Annotated in this window: 14 protein-coding genes; all 14 read left to right on the top strand. The window is 33.6% G+C overall.

Features of this window, described 5'->3' with window-relative positions; genetic code table 11:
* Positions 1–12 precede the first annotated feature (12 nt).
* Positions 13–1,311: a S1C family serine protease gene (locus B3D94_RS06425; RefSeq protein ID WP_069483115.1), complete on the top strand. Its 1,299-nt coding sequence runs from the start codon at positions 13–15 to the stop codon at positions 1,309–1,311.
* A 242-nt stretch (positions 1,312–1,553) separates the two neighbouring features.
* The gene (locus B3D94_RS06420; protein ID WP_069483116.1) at positions 1,554–1,718 is read left to right on the top strand and encodes a CxxH/CxxC protein; all 165 of its coding nucleotides are present in this window, start codon (positions 1,554–1,556) and stop codon (positions 1,716–1,718) included.
* Between the two features lie 90 nt (positions 1,719–1,808).
* Complete coding sequence (gene rlmH, locus B3D94_RS06415) at positions 1,809–2,288, top strand: 23S rRNA (pseudouridine(1915)-N(3))-methyltransferase RlmH (RefSeq protein ID WP_069483117.1); 480 nt, start codon at positions 1,809–1,811, stop codon at positions 2,286–2,288.
* A 178-nt stretch (positions 2,289–2,466) separates the two neighbouring features.
* Positions 2,467–4,383, top strand: a complete 1,917-nt coding sequence (locus B3D94_RS06410; RefSeq protein ID WP_083244760.1) for a DNA methyltransferase — start codon at positions 2,467–2,469, stop codon at positions 4,381–4,383.
* Positions 4,384–4,393: 10 nt separating this feature from the next.
* Complete coding sequence (locus B3D94_RS06405; RefSeq protein WP_291755826.1) at positions 4,394–7,249, top strand: N-6 DNA methylase; 2,856 nt, start codon at positions 4,394–4,396, stop codon at positions 7,247–7,249.
* Between the two features lie 114 nt (positions 7,250–7,363).
* Complete coding sequence (locus tag B3D94_RS06400) at positions 7,364–10,513, top strand: Eco57I restriction-modification methylase domain-containing protein (protein ID WP_069483119.1); 3,150 nt, start codon at positions 7,364–7,366, stop codon at positions 10,511–10,513.
* A gap of 122 nt (positions 10,514–10,635) precedes the next feature.
* Positions 10,636–11,103: a JAB domain-containing protein gene (locus tag B3D94_RS06395; protein ID WP_069483120.1), complete on the top strand. Its 468-nt coding sequence runs from the start codon at positions 10,636–10,638 to the stop codon at positions 11,101–11,103.
* Positions 11,104–11,185: 82 nt separating this feature from the next.
* Positions 11,186–11,701 (top strand): DUF1643 domain-containing protein, encoded by a 516-nt coding sequence (locus B3D94_RS06390; RefSeq protein ID WP_069483121.1) that lies wholly within the window; start codon positions 11,186–11,188, stop codon positions 11,699–11,701.
* Positions 11,702–11,720: 19 nt separating this feature from the next.
* Entirely contained in the window at positions 11,721–12,017 is a 297-nt protein-coding gene (locus tag B3D94_RS06385; RefSeq protein ID WP_069483122.1) for a hypothetical protein, read from the top strand.
* Between the two features lie 274 nt (positions 12,018–12,291).
* Positions 12,292–12,918: a hypothetical protein gene (locus B3D94_RS06380; RefSeq protein WP_069483123.1), complete on the top strand. Its 627-nt coding sequence runs from the start codon at positions 12,292–12,294 to the stop codon at positions 12,916–12,918.
* Between the two features lie 117 nt (positions 12,919–13,035).
* A complete protein-coding gene (locus tag B3D94_RS06375; RefSeq protein ID WP_291755820.1) occupies positions 13,036–13,851 on the top strand; it encodes a hypothetical protein in 816 nt (271 codons plus the stop codon).
* A 9-nt stretch (positions 13,852–13,860) separates the two neighbouring features.
* Positions 13,861–15,618 carry a DUF927 domain-containing protein gene (locus B3D94_RS06370; protein WP_291755819.1) on the top strand — a complete coding sequence of 586 codons (1,758 nt, stop codon included), beginning with the start codon at positions 13,861–13,863 and terminating at the stop codon, positions 15,616–15,618.
* A 66-nt stretch (positions 15,619–15,684) separates the two neighbouring features.
* The gene (locus B3D94_RS06365) at positions 15,685–16,188 is read left to right on the top strand and encodes a hypothetical protein (RefSeq protein ID WP_069483126.1); all 504 of its coding nucleotides are present in this window, start codon (positions 15,685–15,687) and stop codon (positions 16,186–16,188) included.
* Between the two features lie 164 nt (positions 16,189–16,352).
* Positions 16,353–18,050: a recombinase family protein gene (locus tag B3D94_RS06360; protein ID WP_291755815.1), complete on the top strand. Its 1,698-nt coding sequence runs from the start codon at positions 16,353–16,355 to the stop codon at positions 18,048–18,050.
* The last annotated feature ends 19 nt before the right edge of the window (positions 18,051–18,069 follow it).

The raw sequence follows: 18,069 nt of genomic DNA, 5'->3' as shown, positions 1-18,069 counted from the left end.
AGGATGAGGAACATGAGTTACTTTCAAGATGATGATAAAAACAGTGATTTCCTAAAAAATGATGAAATACCGAAATCACCTCTTCAAGAAAGATTAGAGCGCGAGGAGCAAGAAATGCAAGCCAAGCGTCATAAAAAGAAAGGTGGAGGCGGAGGAAAAGGTGGCTATTTCTTTAGTGGCTTGGTCGGCGTCATTATTGGTGCCTTACTTGTTTGGCTGATGTTGCCAGGTCTGGTCAATCAAATGCCAGGTACAACATCAAGTAATACAGGGAAGAACGATACAACGATTAATCAAGTTGCCACCGAGGTAACGACGGATGTTACAAAAGCCGTTGATAAAGCTTCTCCAGCCGTTGTGGGTATTACTAATATTCAAGAAGTAACAAGTGGAGGATTTTGGAGCCCGCAATCAACAACAACAAAAGAAGCGGGAAGCGGTTCAGGTGTAGTGTATAAAATTGAAGGGGACAAAGCCTTTATCGTAACAAATAACCACGTTATTGAAGGAGCTAAACAATTAGAGGTTACAATGCCTGATGGAACAAAAGAGCAAGCGGAATTAGTGGGCCATGATGTTTGGACAGACCTTGCTGTCATTTCAATTAGCTCAAAGAATGTAAAAACAGTAGCGACATTCGGTAACTCCGATGTGTTAAAACAAGGTGAAACAGTTATAGCAATAGGTAATCCACTTGGCTTAGACTTCTATGGATCTGTGACAACAGGCGTTGTTTCAGGTAAGGATCGTTCTGTACCAGTAGACTTAAACGGTGATGGCACAGAAGACTGGCAGCAAGAAGTATTACAAACAGATGCAGCCATTAATCCAGGGAATAGTGGAGGAGCACTTGTCAATTTAGCTGGAGAGTTAATAGGGATTAACTCCATGAAAATTGCAGAATCCTCTGTGGAAGGTTTAGGTTTCTCTATTCCAATTAATTCAGCCATTCCGATTATTGAGGAGCTAGAGAAAAATGGTGAAATGAAACGTCCAACAATGGGAATTTCATTAGCTGACTTAACAGATGTTCCAGCCTTCTACCAACAACAAACATTAAAATTACCAGCAGAAGTGACAACAGGTGTTGTGATTACAGATGTAATGAATAACTCACCAGCATCAAAAGCAGGTATCCAACAATATGATGTTATTGTGGAAATGGATGGTCAAAAAATCGAAACAGCCATTGATTTACGAAAACATCTATATAATGAGAAAAAAATCGGTGATCAATTATCATTAAAAGTTTACCGCCAAGGTAAATTGGTAGAGCTTACGCTTACATTAACAAACGGTAATACATTGTAAAAGGGATGAGTAGCAGTGGAGATTGTAAAATCTCCGCTGCTTTTTTGTGGAGATGAAGAAGCTCTTTAATAAAATATTGTGGATAACTAGAAAATTTTGAATACTGATTGTATACAATAAACAGTGAGGAAAAGGCACTTCTTCCATACATGCTATTCCTTTGATACAATAGGTTGTGGATAACATAGACTGAAATGTGAATAAGTTTGTGGAAATTTCGGAAAATAAGGAGACATCAAAAAATGGAAAAATACAGCTGTGAAAGCCATATAGAACACGCTTTAGACATGTTTGTAGCAGAGCAAAAAGTGTTCCCAATTATGGATAAAATCGAAGATGAAAAAAAGTTATCCACAAAGTGTAGCTACTGTGAACAGCCAGCAGAATATATTGTATCAAGTAAATAACTTTACACAATATATAGCAATGGCATGTGGATATGTTGATAACTTTTGTGGATAATTTGTTTGTAAATGAATTGTAAAGGTGGATAACGTGTGAATATAACGATTGTATCAGTCGGCAAGTTAAAAGAAAAGTACTTAAAAATGGGGATCGATGAGTACGTAAAACGACTAGGCGGCTATGCAAAAATGGATTTAATAGAGGTAGCTGACGAAAAAGCACCCGAACAACTTAGTGATGCTGAAATGGATATCGTGAAGAAAAAAGAGGGAGAACGAATACTAGCCAAAATTAGTACAGACACGTATGTAATTGCTCTCGCTATCAATGGCAAAATGAAAACCTCGGAACAAATGGCTACTGATCTTGAATCTCTCATGACCTATGGCAAAAGCAAAATTGCCTTCGTCATCGGCGGCTCCCTGGGCCTACACGAAGACGTCCTAAAAAGAGCCGATGAGCAACAATCCTTCGGCAAAATGACCTTACCCCACCAGCTCATGAAGCTCGTACTCGTAGAGCAGGTTTATCGAAGCTTTAGAATTATGAAGGGTGAACCGTATCATAAGTAAGTGCGGTTTTAACTTTCTATTTGAAAATATGAATTAGTTAATCCCAGTAAAAATTTTTACTGGGATATTTTTATTTAAAATAGGGAACGTATGTTTTGCATGTTATAATGAACAGTACACTACCTGTTTTAAAAAGTTAGATGGTATAATTGCGAGATGTAAATTAGGAGAGAATATAATGAAAAATTTAAATAGATTACCGTACTATTCTACGGGTGAAAATGAGTGTATTGCAGAAATTCTAGATATATCTGAGACGTCTAGTGAAATAATACGAAATTCTAATTGGACTCCTTATAATGATCCTGTTGAATCCAAAAGAAGTGGTCCTGTATATAATATGCATTCTTATCCTACGAAAATAGATTATCATTCAATAATAAAATATATTTTGTATTATACAAAACCAGGAGACGTTGTATTTGATGGTTTTTCAGGAACAGGTTCAACGGGTTTAGCGGCTATCTCTTGTGATGAGGTAGATAGTAAAATCGAACAAGAATTCCAAGAACATAATGTAGATTATAAATTAGGAAAGCGTAAAGCGATTTTAACAGATTTGAGTCCAATTGCTACCTTTATTTCTTCAAGTATTGCTCTTCCTGTTGATGTAAAAAAACTTGAACAAGCAGCAGTTCAACTTTTAGAAGAAAGTGAAAAAGAAATTGGTTGGATGTATAAAGTAATGAATGATGGCGTTGAAGAGACTATTCGTCAAATTGTTTGGTCAGAAATATACAAATGCCCTAACTGCAATTTTGAAATCGACTATTGGGATGTAGGAGTAGATTTCGAAAATAAAACTTTTAAAGATACATTTACTTGTCCATCTTGTAATACAAATCTTGAAAAATCAGCTTGTGAAAGAGTAACCGAAGAGATATATGACGATGTCTTAAAGGAAAAAGCATCTCGTATAAAGAGAGTACCAAAGCGTGTATATGTTCAAGTCGGTAAAAAGAAATATTACCGTGAATGTATAGAAAATGATATTAAGTTGATTAATCGAATTGAATTAACACCTATTCCAGAAACGGTCCCCAATGTAAAAATGATGTTTAAAGATGGTAATTGGGGTGAGATGTATCGAAGTGGTTATCATAAAGGGGTTACCCATGTTCATCATTTTTACACAAGAAGAAATTTAATTGTGTTAGGGTCATTGTGGGAAAATGCATTGAAAGCGCCTTTAGAAGTGAGGAATCAACTGTTATTTTTAATTTCTAGTTATAATTTATCTAATTCAACGTTAATGACACGAGTTGTATTCAAGAAAAGCGTAGAAGATTTAGTAGTGACAGGCTATCAAAATGGTCAATTATATCTTGGATCAATCTCTTTAGAGAAGAATATTATTAAAGGAATTAAAGAACAAAAATTAAAGAATTTAATAAAAGCATCGGGCTTATTTAATGTAGATAAAAATGATATACGAATTTCTACACAGTCTATTACAGATTTAAATATCCCAGATAATAGTATTGATTATATTTTTACTGATCCGCCTTTCGGACAAGATATAATCTATTCTGAGATGAATTTTATTTTAGAAGCATGGTTAGGAAAATATACTGATAATAAAAATGAAGCGATTATTTGCAAAGCTCAAGGTAAAGGACTTGTTGATTACAAAGAATTAATGAAGCAAGCATTTAGTGAAATGTATCGTATACTCAAGGCTGGGAAACATATGTCCGTCGTATTTCATAATTCTAAAAAAGATGTATGGAATGCAACAATTGAATCAATGGTTGAGGTCGGATTTAGAATCGTTGAAACATCAATCTTAGATAAAAAGCAAGGTAGTATTAAGCAAGTAAAATCTCAAAATGCGGTAGGGAAAGATATTATTATTGGTGTAATAAAACCTTTTCAGGAAAATGCATTAAAAACATTGAGTGATGATGAATGTAATATATGGGATCATTTATCTGATGTAATAAATGAAAATTATAAGTCGAAGGAAGAAATAGAAAAAGATAAGCAATTTTTATACAGTGTTTATTTAAGTTACATGATCAAAAATCATTTTTCAGTCAATTACGATGCAAAGGATTTCTATAAGCAATTAAAAATAAGATTTTTAAAGGAGTAAGTGAACGGCCATGTTGTCATACGATAAGAGCACCAGAAGAACGCAGTATACGAAATGGCAATCTGCTAGCTTAGAAATAATTCAAACGATTACTTCTAAGCTAGCTTTACATTTTGAACAAAGTAAGCTTTCTAATATTCATGAACGTTGGTTAGAAATCAATGATTTGAAGGATAAAGAAAAGGATTTCCATCACAATTTGGAGAAAAGTGTTGAAAAATTACTTTATCTATTTATCTTGAACATACTCTTCTTAAAGAAGTATGAAGCGAATGAGTATAAAAAAATAAATCATGTCCAGGATCTTTTATCATGTATAGACAAAAAAAATGAAGTGAATGAGTTTCCAACTACAATGTATTATGTAGCTTTATTAGAGATAGATAAAGAGAAAAATTACTATGCGCTATTAAACATGGCTAATGACTTTGATTTGATTGAATTGGTCAGTATTTATGAAGATGTAATTAGTAAAAAAGAACGTAAAGATTTAGGGAAATTTTTTACAGAACATACGATTAGTAAACTGATTGCAGCGCTTACTATCACTAAAGAAAGTAAGCGAATTTTAGATCCAATGTGCGGTACAGGATTATTCATTTCATCCACTATAGAGCTTTTAGAGCAAGCGGATTTCGGTGTAAAAAAAGAATTTGTTGGGTTTGAAATAAATTTAATAACTGCTGAAATTGCTAAATTAGTATTTAAGGTTGAAAAATTAGAAAAAAAATATTCACATGAGGTAGAAATATTAAACGTAGATGCTTTCAATCCCTTTATTCGTACTCCACCTTCGAAAGAGATGTTTGCATTAGATAATGAACAACAGCGTGTGGAACCATTCGATGTAATTATCGGAAATCCAGCATATATTCGCTATCAAAATTTAGGGCAGTTATATAAATATATACCAAACAAATTTAAAAGGGCGTATATTGAAGTTTACAATGAGTTACTGGAAGATTCGAAAGCTCAAGGGAAATTTGTGAACGCATATATTCGTGCGAGTTTATTAGGAAATATTCAAAATATGGAACATTTCAAAGAGCGGTTAAAATTAATTAAGAAAAAATCAATCGCTTATATTGCGGAAGATGAATTATTTTGGCATAACATGGTGAAAGGCTATTCGGGCTTATCAGATTCAACGGTTCCTACATGGTTACTTTCATACACTTTGTGTAATCTGAAGGGTAAAATGGGCTTCATTACATCTAATTCATGGATTAATCGTGACTACGGAGCAATGCTGAAGTTATTTCTTGTAAAACTAACAGAATTGAAATATGTAATGGACCTTTCAAATATTGTGGCTTTTGATGATGCACAAGTAAGTACATCAATCGTTATTACGTCCAAAAAGAAATTTAATCCTAAAAACCGTGTGAAATTTATTAAGTTTAAGCAAATAGATCAACAAAATCATAATTTACATTATATGATGACGAATATATTAAAAGGTAAAAAATGCTATAAAGACGGAAAAAATCTAGAACTACAATTTAGTAATTGGTTAGAAACGATAGAATCCGATTGGGAAGACGCTTTTGTCCGAATTCGTATAGTAGAACAACAAGATCTGTTAAGCGAATTACTACAAGAAAAAAAATTACTAAAATTCATACCTGCTCAGGAAAAAATAGACCCTTTATTACCTAAAAAGTGGAGTGATTTTTTTCAACATGGGAGCGTAATGGAGACATTGTATAGTTCAAATAAATGGATGAGTATTGATCACCTACCTATAAATATTAATCAAGGAATTCGTACGGGATATAACAGTTTCTTTTATTTTAAACGATTAACGTTTGAGGAACTTAGAGAAAAAGGTTTAGTAAAAGGAAGTATTCAAACCAACCCATGTACAGATTTATACTGGGAAAATATTTATGAAAAAAATCTAGTGAATATTGAAGATATATGTGCACCATCTACAAAAATACCCGTAAATTATGAAAACCAATATAATGAGTATATTTTAGTGACATATAATTATGTTGATTTAGGTGAGAAGAAAGATAAATTAACGTTTATTCGGAAAAAGTATTTAAAAAAAGCTGTACGCTCTATTAAAGACTTAAGCTATTATGATGTGACAAACGAACGGCTTCCACATTATATTTTTATAAGCGGGGAAGGTATTTTACGGAACGATTTAAATTGTTTAGCAGAAAATTATATGAGTGAGGAAATTGAAGGCTGGACAACAATGGGGTTACATGCATTTGATGAGGCTACAAATGCCTATGTAGAAGAAGCAATGAAACTACGTGTGCAAAAAAATGAAGGTATTATTTATGTACCAGAAATGCCAGTATTACAAAGCTATAAAAATAAGCCTAAAAAGCAAAGTCTACCTACATACTGGTACACTTTAGCTTTACAATCTAGACATATAGGCAATATTTTTGTGAATCGAATTAATTATAAGGAAATCCCTTTCGTATTAAATGATATGAAAAATCCGTATGTTATTGATGCCAATTTTACGACGATGACCTTCAAGGATAATGTGGATGGAAAAACATTGCATGTGTATATGGCAATTTTTAATTCTAGTTTGATTCGTTTACAGTTAGAGAAAAATTGTACTGTAATGGCTGGTGGTGCGTTAAAAGTTGAAGCAACACATTTAAGAAAAATTTTGGTTCCAGATTTAAGTGTTTTATCTGAGCGGCAAATACAAAATTTGGAAAAATTAGGAATGACCATAAAAAATAAAAAATTTCCTGATGAACATTTAGTGAGCGAGATAGATCGCTTGCTATTAGAAACGGTCACAGATACTGAACAAAATGCCCTAAAATTACTCCAAGAAATCTATGAGGAAATAGAGTTTGTGAAAAACGAAAGATTGAAGAAATAGTATTGCTATTTCTTCTTTTTTTATTGACTGTTTTTTATTGACATCTTAACTGATTTCGTTTACTCTAAAATTACGAGGACTTAAAAAACGATGAGTAAAATCAGGAGGGGTAAGATGGAACATTCATTAGAACCAACAGTTGATATGTTAAATGTGATGCAACAAGCTGAATTTTTAAACAAAAACGAGACGGCACGAAAAGAAATATTGATTGGTAATTTAAAATCAATATTTCACCAAAATCCGATTGCCCGATTAAAAATCGATAATATTTACATGGGGGCAGAAGGAAAGATTGCCACACAACAATCTTCTGAAAGTAACAGTGTCACGGGTTTCCAGGATACGGATTTAGGTAGTGTGACCGTTGAATGGAAGAGGGATTTAACAGATACTCGTGCCTTTACAACAGCTGATTTAGAAATTCGTAGATATACTTCTGGCAAGTGGAATGAATTTGGATATGATGATCATCATATTGGGATTATTACTGACGGATTACGTTGGAAAGCATACAAGGCATCATGTGCTGAAGAAAAAGAAATATATAGTGCAGATGACGTTCAATTGACTATGTGTGAGGAAGTTGATGCTTCTACAAACATTCAAAGCAATGCTATATATGTGGAAAAATTTTTAGAAAAATATTTGATTAAAGATAATGTACTGCTCATATCAGCAGGAACATTAAAAGCGAATTTCGGTGAGAATAGTACATTTTTTAAGTCACATGTAAGCAAAATATATTCTATTGTTACAGAAATAGCTGAAAGTGATTTAATAGTAAAAAATCAAATTGATTTATGGGTAAAATCTCAGCAATATAACTATCAATTTCCGCCAGGACGTGTTCATAACACCTATAGTCAGCACATTTATTTAGTGCTGTTAGGCAGAATCATTGTGGCTCGTAGTTTAAAACTAGATGAAAATGCTGTCGTAGATGATAATTTAATTAGAGAAATGATTACCGGTGAATTGACTGAAACAGCTTTAAATGTAACCAATTTTGTAGAGTCGGATTATTATTCTTGGATTTTACAACCACAGTATATAGAACAGTTCGTAAGTATTGGCAAAGAATTTTACTTTTACGTAAAGGAATTTAATTTCGAGCAGGTAGATAAAGCCAACTTATTTCATTTGATTTTTGAGGAAATTATCCCTGCTGAAGCTAGAAGAGAGAACGGACAGACTAGCACACCAGAATCATTAGTGAAAAATATTTTTAAACGTATTCGTACAAATTTAAAAAGTGATTCTAAAATTATTGAACCAGCTGTTGGTCCAGGTGCAATTTTAGGAGAAGCTATTCGTGAATTACGAAATATTTTAGATATTGAAGAAATACCTAAATCCGAGCAAATTAAAATTATTCAGCAAAATATTCTAGGTATTGATGTTGATCCAATTGCAGTTATTTTGGCGAAAGCAACGTGGCTTTTGACAACTGCAGAATTATTACCTGAAGCTGATGATATGATTACGATACCTATTTATCATACAGATTCTTTAATTAAAAAATTATATGATGATGATATTGTTACATTGGAATTAGATGAAGAAAATCAAATTATCAGTATTCCTCGCACATTAGCAATTAATCATGGGGCACTTTCTAAGTTGTATAAACACTTCGATTCATTGGCAAAACTTGCTCTTATTAATGGGGATTTAGAAGGGATTATTGATGAGTTCCAGTTTGAGGGTATCTTAGCAGATGAAATTATTGAATTAGATGAAGTTGAAAAAATAATGTTAGAAGAAGCATCAGATGTTCTAATCAAATATTTTTACAAGAAACGATTAAAAATAAATGATGGTATTTGGCAATATATGCTTCTGAATAAAACTGTTCCAAAAGGTTTGAATCAAGAATTTGATTTTATTATTTGTAATCCACCTTGGCTAACGATATCAAGTCTTCCTAATGTTAGGTACAAAAATAAAATTATAGGTTTAGCAAAAGAGTATAAAATTAATCCTACAGGTAGTTCAGCACATCATCCTGAAATGGCAACAGTATTTATGTTGAAAGCCATTGATGTTTATTTAAAGCCAGAAGGGGATGCAGTGTTTATTCTTCCGGGTACAATTATGGACGGAGATAATCATTACAAATTCCGTCAATCTGCTTTTCATCCAATTGTAAATGTACGTTTTGAAGAATTTTGGGAAATTCCTAATAACCTATCAACATTTAAAGTGAAATCATGTGTACTGTTTTGTACTAAAGAGTATGCAGAGAACAAGGAATTTAAATATCGAGAACTTATTACGTTAGACGAGCATGAAAATGTGTCTTTAGGGAAAATTTATTTAGTTCAATTAGACAAGAAGAGTGCTTATAGTACGAATTACAATGTAATCTCTTCTGTACAAAATACGTATTTAGGTCGATTTAGACAAGGGGCGGATTTAATGCCTCGTACTGCTGTATTTGTTGAAAAAATGAATAGTGCAAGTGGAAAAAATATATCTATTTCAACATCTAAATACGCTGCAAATAATAAAAATAATAAGAAACTCAAAAATCGGGTTTTTAAAGGTATCATTAGTCCGAAATATTTATTCCGTACCATAATTTCAGAAATGCTCTTACCTTTTTATATTTTGCCTGACGAATTAATAGTTGCGTTACCTATCAAAGTAGATGATGAAATTAAGATGGTTAGTAATGAAGAGTTAATTATTAAAGGTGAAAGTTATTCTGCTAAATGGTTTAGTCAATTTGATACATTAGAAGAGTTTCAAAAAAATAGTTTCCGTAAAGGATTAGATGTTCGAGGGAAACTTACGCAGCAAAATTTTTATGAAGATAACATTTTAGTTCATATGGGGGCAGGGGGAAGTCAGCCTTGTGCTGCCATTCAGCAAAATAATACTAGTCATGAAATGAAATTTATCGCTGACCAAACAACATACGTAGCAGCATTTAGTACAATGGAAGAGGCTCGATATGTGGTGGGGTTAATTAATTCCGATTATATAAATAAAGTGATAAAAGATTTCCAGGCTGAAGGTGGATTTACAGAACGACATGTTCATAAACTACCACTCATGTTTATTCCAGAGTTCCAGCGAACTGAGTTACAGTTAGAAATTGTAAAACAAGTAGAGAAAATTGAAAATAAAATTTGTGATTCATTTACTTCAGACGATTTAGATATTGAAAAGAAACTTACATCTCGTCGTAAGACGGTTAGAAAAAAAGTAGAGGATGAATTGGTAATCTTGAATGAATTAGTTGCTCAACTGTTTTAGCAAATTACTTTAATTATTTACGTAATGAATGATAACTGAAGTATATATTATCATTTTGATATTGATCAACCATAGCCTTTTATAAAAGAGCTATGGTTGATTTATTTTAAGGAGGGCTTCGAATGAATGAAATGGGACTAAAAGAATTATCAGCAAAACGGGTTAACATTGTATCAGTAAAATTAGTAAAAGAAGCAAGCATGCTCTACAAACAACGCAGAGTCCGTAGTCCACAAGATAGCTATGAACTTTTCCGAGACTACATTGGAGAAGTAGACCGAGAGCATTTTGTCGTAGCATGCCTTGACACAAAGAACCAACCAACAAATATTTCTACGGTCCATATCGGCAGCCTCAATACCAGCATCGTCCATCCACGCGAGGTCATGAAAACTGCCATCCTCAGCAACGCAGCTTCAATCATTTGCTGCCATCCACATCCATCAGGAGATCCAACACCAAGTCCAGAGGATATTGATGTGACAGAGCGACTTGCAGAAGTCGGTAAGATTGTTGGAATTGAATTATTAGACCACATTATTATTGGTGATGGTAAATTCATTTCATTAAAAGAGAAAGGATATTTCTAATATGAATAAGGAATTTAAATAGGCTCTAACATCGGTCATCGGTGTTAGGGCTTTTTAATTTGCAATGAAAGGATTAGTGCAGATGAAGGTTTTTAAAAGTACGCTAAAAACAGAAATTGTCTTTGATGATGCTTTAGCAAATAAGTATATTGTGCGGAAGGAATGGAACAAAAGTAAAAAGGCTGCACTTGTCATTATGAAAAGTGCTGGCGAAACAAATGAAGTTGAACAAGATCATACGACAATGTACGTGACGAATAATTTAGCAAGGTTAGACTATGGTTCTGTAATCATTATGAATTTATTTCCTACAATTATAGGTGCAAATTCCAATGAATCAGCAGTTGAAAATTTAAAGTATCTGCAAGAGGAAATGACAAAAGTAGATGATGTCATTATTGCTGTGGGTACAGGTATAGAATCAAATAAGCTTGCAGTTAGTCGCCTAAAGATGATGGTAGCCATTCTACTTGATAAAAAAGCAAATTTACTTGAACTCGAATGTCCAAGAGGTAGGAGAGGCTTTCATCCATTGTATCCAGCGGTTAAAAATGAGTGGAATTTGGTTCCGTATGAATATGTAGAAATGAGTGTGTAACAAGGAAGGGGACGAGCGAATGGGTCCGATTGTAAAGTTTCAAATAGTGTTCAAACAGCAAAAAGGCATCGAGATTAGCCTAAATGAAATTGGCTATGAAACAATTTCCCTTTATAAAGATGAAATAGATGAAATGCTAATCCCAATAGATGTTTTAGAAACATTGGATGAATTAGTTGTAGCATCGACAGTGGTATATACAGACGAGCATGGAGATGAATATATGCGAATAGCAGTACAAGATACCGAAACATTAGCGTACGACAAATATGTGCGTTGGTTCATTAATTACACGCCTTTAGATTGGGATGAGTAACTAAATCTATGTTCCAGCAGCTATAAAACAAGGAGGGGTTAATATGTGGGATAAAGTAATTGGTGCGGTAGTTGTTGCAGTTGCAACAGAAGTAGCAAAAGAAATCATTAATGAAAATCGTTAAAATTAATAGTATCAGTACGTGTGATTGATTGTGTATTTTGTCGAGTTGATACAGATAAGGGATGTGTACTAAGTGCACATTCTTTTTTTGATACTTGAAAAGTAGGGGGAAAGGGGGAATTATTGTACTTAAGGGAGTGTGTAATGAACAGTGGAAAAAATAACATTAAGAGCGATTATTCAAGAAAGAATAGGAAATCATTATATTGAATCAATATTAAAAGACGGAGATACAAATAATATAAATAATTATGAAAAAACGATAGAAAGAGAACAAAATAAATTCAAAAAAATAATAAAAGCATATGGTATTGAACCTAGTATTTTTAAAGAAAGTAAACAGTTTTTATTTCCAGTGCAATCGAAAGACTTAGTTGTAAAAATATTAGATTTCAATCTAAAGAAGACACCTATTCATAAATTAAACAAAAAAGAATTAAAAAGAAATGGATTTAATGGTAGGCAACAAAATGAAATACTTAGACTTAGGAAAATTATAAATAAATTAATTGGTTATCAATTTAACAATATACAAGGACAGAAAATTGCTATGTCAATTACTTCTGAGTTAGGAATTAATGAATTAAAAGCAGAAAAGATTATAAACGAGATGCTTCATTCACGAGTTCCGATTCAACAACGTTTCAGTGCCATCTTTAATGAAAAAAAATACCCACATTTAACAATAGAACAACGAGTAGATATTTTTAATGATTTACATATAGATTTAGAGACCTATATAAATAGCATCGAAGATAAAATTAAATCGTTACTTTAAAAGCAATCCCCCTTTTGTATTCGGTATACAAAGATGGGGATTGCTTTTTACTTTATTCATTTAGACTGAGGTCATTAAACATTCACATGTTTAAATAAACTTTAGGAGTGGATTGTAATGAAAAAAGAGAGTTACGATAAAGATGAATATTTAGAAGTGATGGAGGATCAACGAGACGAGCTAACAGAAGACGACTTTGAGCTAGACGAAGAGGACGAGCTAACAAAAGACGACCTTGAGCTAGACGAAGAAGATGAGCTAACAGAAGACGACTTTGAGCTAGACGAAGAGGACGAGCTAACAAAAGACGACCTTGAGCTAGACGAAGAGGACGAGCTAACAAAAGACGACCTTGAGCTAGATGAAGAAGACGAGCTAACAGAAGACGACTTTGAGCTAGACGAAGAGGAAGAGCTGACAGAAGACGACTTGGAACAGAATAGAAAGGACGAGTCAATCCACAGCCCAAGTAGAGGTAGACGTCGAATGAGTCAAAGTCGTAATAATGTAGGATTAGTAATTCTTCAAAATGAAAAAGAGGAACTAGACCGTACATTAGAAGAAATTTTAAACCAACAATCAACAGCAATTTCAGCAGGGCGAGGCTATGCAGCACCACTGAAAATTGTAGTTGCTGATACAAGCGTACGCTTAGAGCTATCTAGAGAGCTGACAAAAATGTTGAACAATCCTAGCTCGTTGTATATTGGAACGAATCCGACAGGTTTAGTTATAACCAATGCTGATAATTTATCGGTACAGTCTGTTAGATGTTCTTCTCGTAGTGGCAAAGCGATAGTTTACAATAGCAGATTAATAAAAACAATTGCAAGTCAATTTGATTTGGATTTTTCTAAATGTACGAGCTTGTCATTTCATCGATACCGAACTAAAAATCACGGTAGAATTCTTTTCTACTTTGAATTAATTTAGGTAACGCTTATGGCGTTTTTAAAAGAGGTAGATAATTATTATTGTGATGAAACGGGCTTATATCAATCAATTTTTAATGAAAAAAAAGATAAGTATGAATGGCACTGGATTAGCAGTCCTATCTACCTTTCTAAAGTAATTCGAGTATTAGAAAGTGAAGAGCTTATTTGGGAAATTTCATTTTTATGCAACGATGGGTGGTTCACCGATTCCATCCATCGTTCCAAGCTAACTCAAAATGATTTCAGCATGCTTCAAAGAAAAGGTGCTGATGTTACGCTTTGGAAGCATAAAGTAGTAATTGATTATTTAGTGAAATCTGAAAGACATACGCCAATTTCTTACCAATATAATTATTTGGGATGGGGAACATACAAGAAAAAACTCCTGTTTAAACATGCTAGCTTAAGTCTTGGTGATAAAACTAATGCAGAGTACAAGGGTATGTTTAATATTCAACCAAAAGGTAGTTTATTTGTTTGGGAACAAACCATCGAAAAATATATTAAAGGACACACACCTTTAGAATTAGCATTGTGTTTAGGATTTTCAGCTACGTTAGTAGGCTACATTAATCAAATATTAGGTATCCCTCAAGATTCTTTGTTATTTCATCTAAGCGGTAATAGTACGACAGGTAAAAGTACAGCTGCAATGGTTGCCGTTTCGGGCTACGGAGATCCAAAAGAGGGTCCGAATAGTTTGATTCAAAGTTTTGATGGTACAGATAATGCATTAGTATCATTGATTACAAAAAATTACGGTGTTCCAATTACATTTGATGAAACTACGATGACCTCGATGAAACCTGATAAACTAACGAGCTTTCTTTACAAATGGGCAAAAAATGTTGAGAAAGCTCGTCAGAATCGTAATGCAGAAGTACGCGAACGAGCAGCTTGGGGTACGACAATCATTACGACAGGTGAATCTTCAATAATTGGGCAAACCAATCAAAATGAAGGTATTCGAGCAAGAGTATTTGAATTTGAAGGCATTCAATGGACAAAAGATAAGGAACAAGCAACGAAATTAAATCATATCTTTTCAGCTAATTACGGACATGGTGTGAAATTGTTTATTGAGAATCTGCTCAAATATAGTAAAGGACATTTTCAAGTTGCTTGGGAGTATGAGATTAAAACGATGGAAAATCATCTCCCTAATTCCAAGTTTATAAATCGAATTAGTAAGAAATTTGCGTTGGTTATAATGACAACGAAATTGCTTAACGAAACATTTGATTTTAATTTGGATGTTGAAGGTGTACGCCAAATGTTAATACAGCAGGAAATGGCTTCTTTAGAAGAGCGTTTAATTGGACCAAAAGCACTTGAATATATTCGAGAATGGGTTCTGAAGCATCAAAAGCATTTCTATATTAAAGGGCAAGGCATTAATGAATCACAATTAATATACGGGCGAATAGATATTAATAAAGGAAATACTACTACTGTATTTGTCTTGGCGAATGAATTTAAAAAGATGGTAAGTTTAGCTGGATTTAGTGACACAAAAGTAGTGTTACGTGAGCTTGATAAGTTGGGGGTTCTTGAAAAAGAAAAGGACAGTCAACAAAATAAATACCATATTCGCAGAGTAATTAAGGGATATGAAGGTACTAAAAATGGTGTCATGACTTATGGAATTAAATTTGACGGAATGTTTATTCCAACAACACTAACTTCCGAAGAAATTAGTAGGTTGCCTCGAAAACGAGCGACTGCTAAAGATTTAGTTGAAATAGAAGATGAGTTATTTTGTTGATAATCATGAGATTAGTCATATGTAATTATTCATCAATATTAATTAATAAAAAATGAGGGATAAATAATGAAATATATAAATGCTGAAATGGACTTAGTGAAAGAAACATCCGAGTTAATGATGGAAGAGTTAGATCCAACTACTTATGATGGGGAACACGCTATAAAGTATTTTACAGCTGAAATTCACTTGAAAAAGAGTGTAGATAACGTTATGGATTCAGCTGAATTAGAATACATTATAAATTACTTATCGGAGCTTTCTATTAGACCAGTAGAAGTTTGTGTTTATGAGGTAGGATATATTGAAATTTACTGGAAATCAAATGGTTATCAAATTGCTTCAAGTAAAGCAGAATATATTCAATTGGTAATGGATTTTAAAATGTTCTTACGTAAAATTCAATCTCCATTTTTTGATATTCAAATGCACTATGCATTTTATTTTACCAATCATACTACCTCGATTGAGGGGATATCTGAAAATGTAATCAGTTATTCTCCGAAGTTTAATCAAGCGAGTTTTGGATCGAATAAAGAAATTAAACTCGAGGAGAGATTCATTTTTTAAACTGGATAGTACCGTTTGAGAGATACTTAAGGGTGAATAGGAAATTAATTACTGTTCGCCTCTATTAACATAAAAGGATGATAAAGTTATGACAATTATAGATATGTTAGCGGAAATGTGCGAAAACTACTTAATACAAACATTAGAATCGGAGGAACAAGCAAATGTGTGCAATGATGCAGCATGAACTCGATCAATTTCTGAATGAGAAAAAGCATAAAATAGTTACAGCATCAGTTAAACGAGTAGCAATTTACGCTCGCGTTTCTACAACTGAACAAGCAGTGGAAGGTTACTCAATTGATGAGCAACAACGCTTGCTAACTGAATGGTGTGAAAAGAATGGTTACATTGTGTATGAAGTATACGCTGATCGAGGTATTAGTGGTAAATCTATTAAGAAACGACCTGCACTAGTTAAGCTTCTAGAAGATGCACAAAATAAAAAGTTTGATGTTGTACTTGTGTGGAAAACTAATCGTTTAGCACGTAATATTTTAGATTTACTAAAAATCGAAAAGATGTTTGACCAAAACTATATTAGTTTTCGTTCATACACTGAAAATCATGAAACAGAGACTGCTCCAGGTAAACTTCAGTTTCATATGCTAGCAGCTATTGCAGAGTTTGAGCGTAATACAATTTCAGAAAATGTAAAGATGGGGATGTTAGCTCGTGCTAGAGAAGGTAAGTGGAATGGCGGTCGTGTGTTAGGTTATGACCTTGAGGATGTTTCAAATGAAGGTGATAAGCGTAAACATACAAGGCTTGTGATAAACGAAAAAGAAGCTAAAACAGTTAAACGTATCTTTGAGTTATATTTAGCTGGTAATGGGTATAAAGCGATTGCTAATCGTGTTAATCAAGAAGGTCATCGTGGTAAAAGAGGTAAGGCATTTTCAATTAGTACAATCAAAACAATTCTTGAAAATCCAGTATATGTAGGCATGATTCGTTATGATGTGCGGCGTAATTGGACAGATAAACGTAGAGGGGATATAAATCCTAATCCAGTGTTACAGCAAGGTCAGCATGAGCCAATCATCTCGCAGTTAGATTGGGAGAAGGCACAACATATCCTAAAGGAGAGATCAAATAAGCCTAACCGAGTACATGGAGGGACATTTCCTTTCACTGGTGTCATGAAGTGTCCTCAATGTGGTGCTGGAATGGTTGTCATGCGTACAGTTAATAAGCTAAAGGACGGAACACGTAAAACACTTGAATACTACGCTTGCGGAGCTTGGAAAAACAAAGGGACAGCAGTTTGTCGGTCAAATTCGGTACGTGCAGATAAAGCTGAAAGTTACATCTTTGAGAAACTCCAAGAGCTTGCGACAAACAAGCAGCTCATCAAAGAAGTTGCGGAGCGAGTAAATGGTAAGCGATTGAACCAAGATGAGCAACTGCAACAGGAACATCAAGCTCTCCTAAAGGAACTAGAGCATGCTAAACGTAAAAAGGATAAAGCGATGGAGCTCTACGAGGAGGACATCATCAAGAAAGTGGACTTGCAACAAAGGCTTGCCACGGTGAATGAGCTAATCGAGCAACTAGAGCTACGACTTCAGCCAATCAAGCTACAACTGCAATCATTGAAAGTACACACGATCGATGAAACAACCATTCAAGAGGTCATGGCAAATTTCCAGAAAGTATTCAAAAAGGCAATAACGCAAGAACAGCAGAAGCATTTGGTTACGTTAATCATTAAAAATATAACACTGAATGATAAGCGTGAGGTTGATAGCATTCAAATTCAATTTAATAATACGGTGTTAGATTATTTAACAGAGCAAGGAGCGGATAGGTCATCAGCAGATGACTTATCTGCTCCCTTTTTGGTTTTAATTGCTATTTAGTTTGATTGTACAAGTATAG

Source organism: Lysinibacillus sp. UBA5990, from assembly GCF_002429815.1.
GTDB lineage: Bacteria > Bacillota > Bacilli > Bacillales_A > Planococcaceae > Lysinibacillus > Lysinibacillus fusiformis.
Note: the sequence above shows the minus strand (reverse complement) of the source record. Positions and strands in the feature narration are given on the sequence as shown.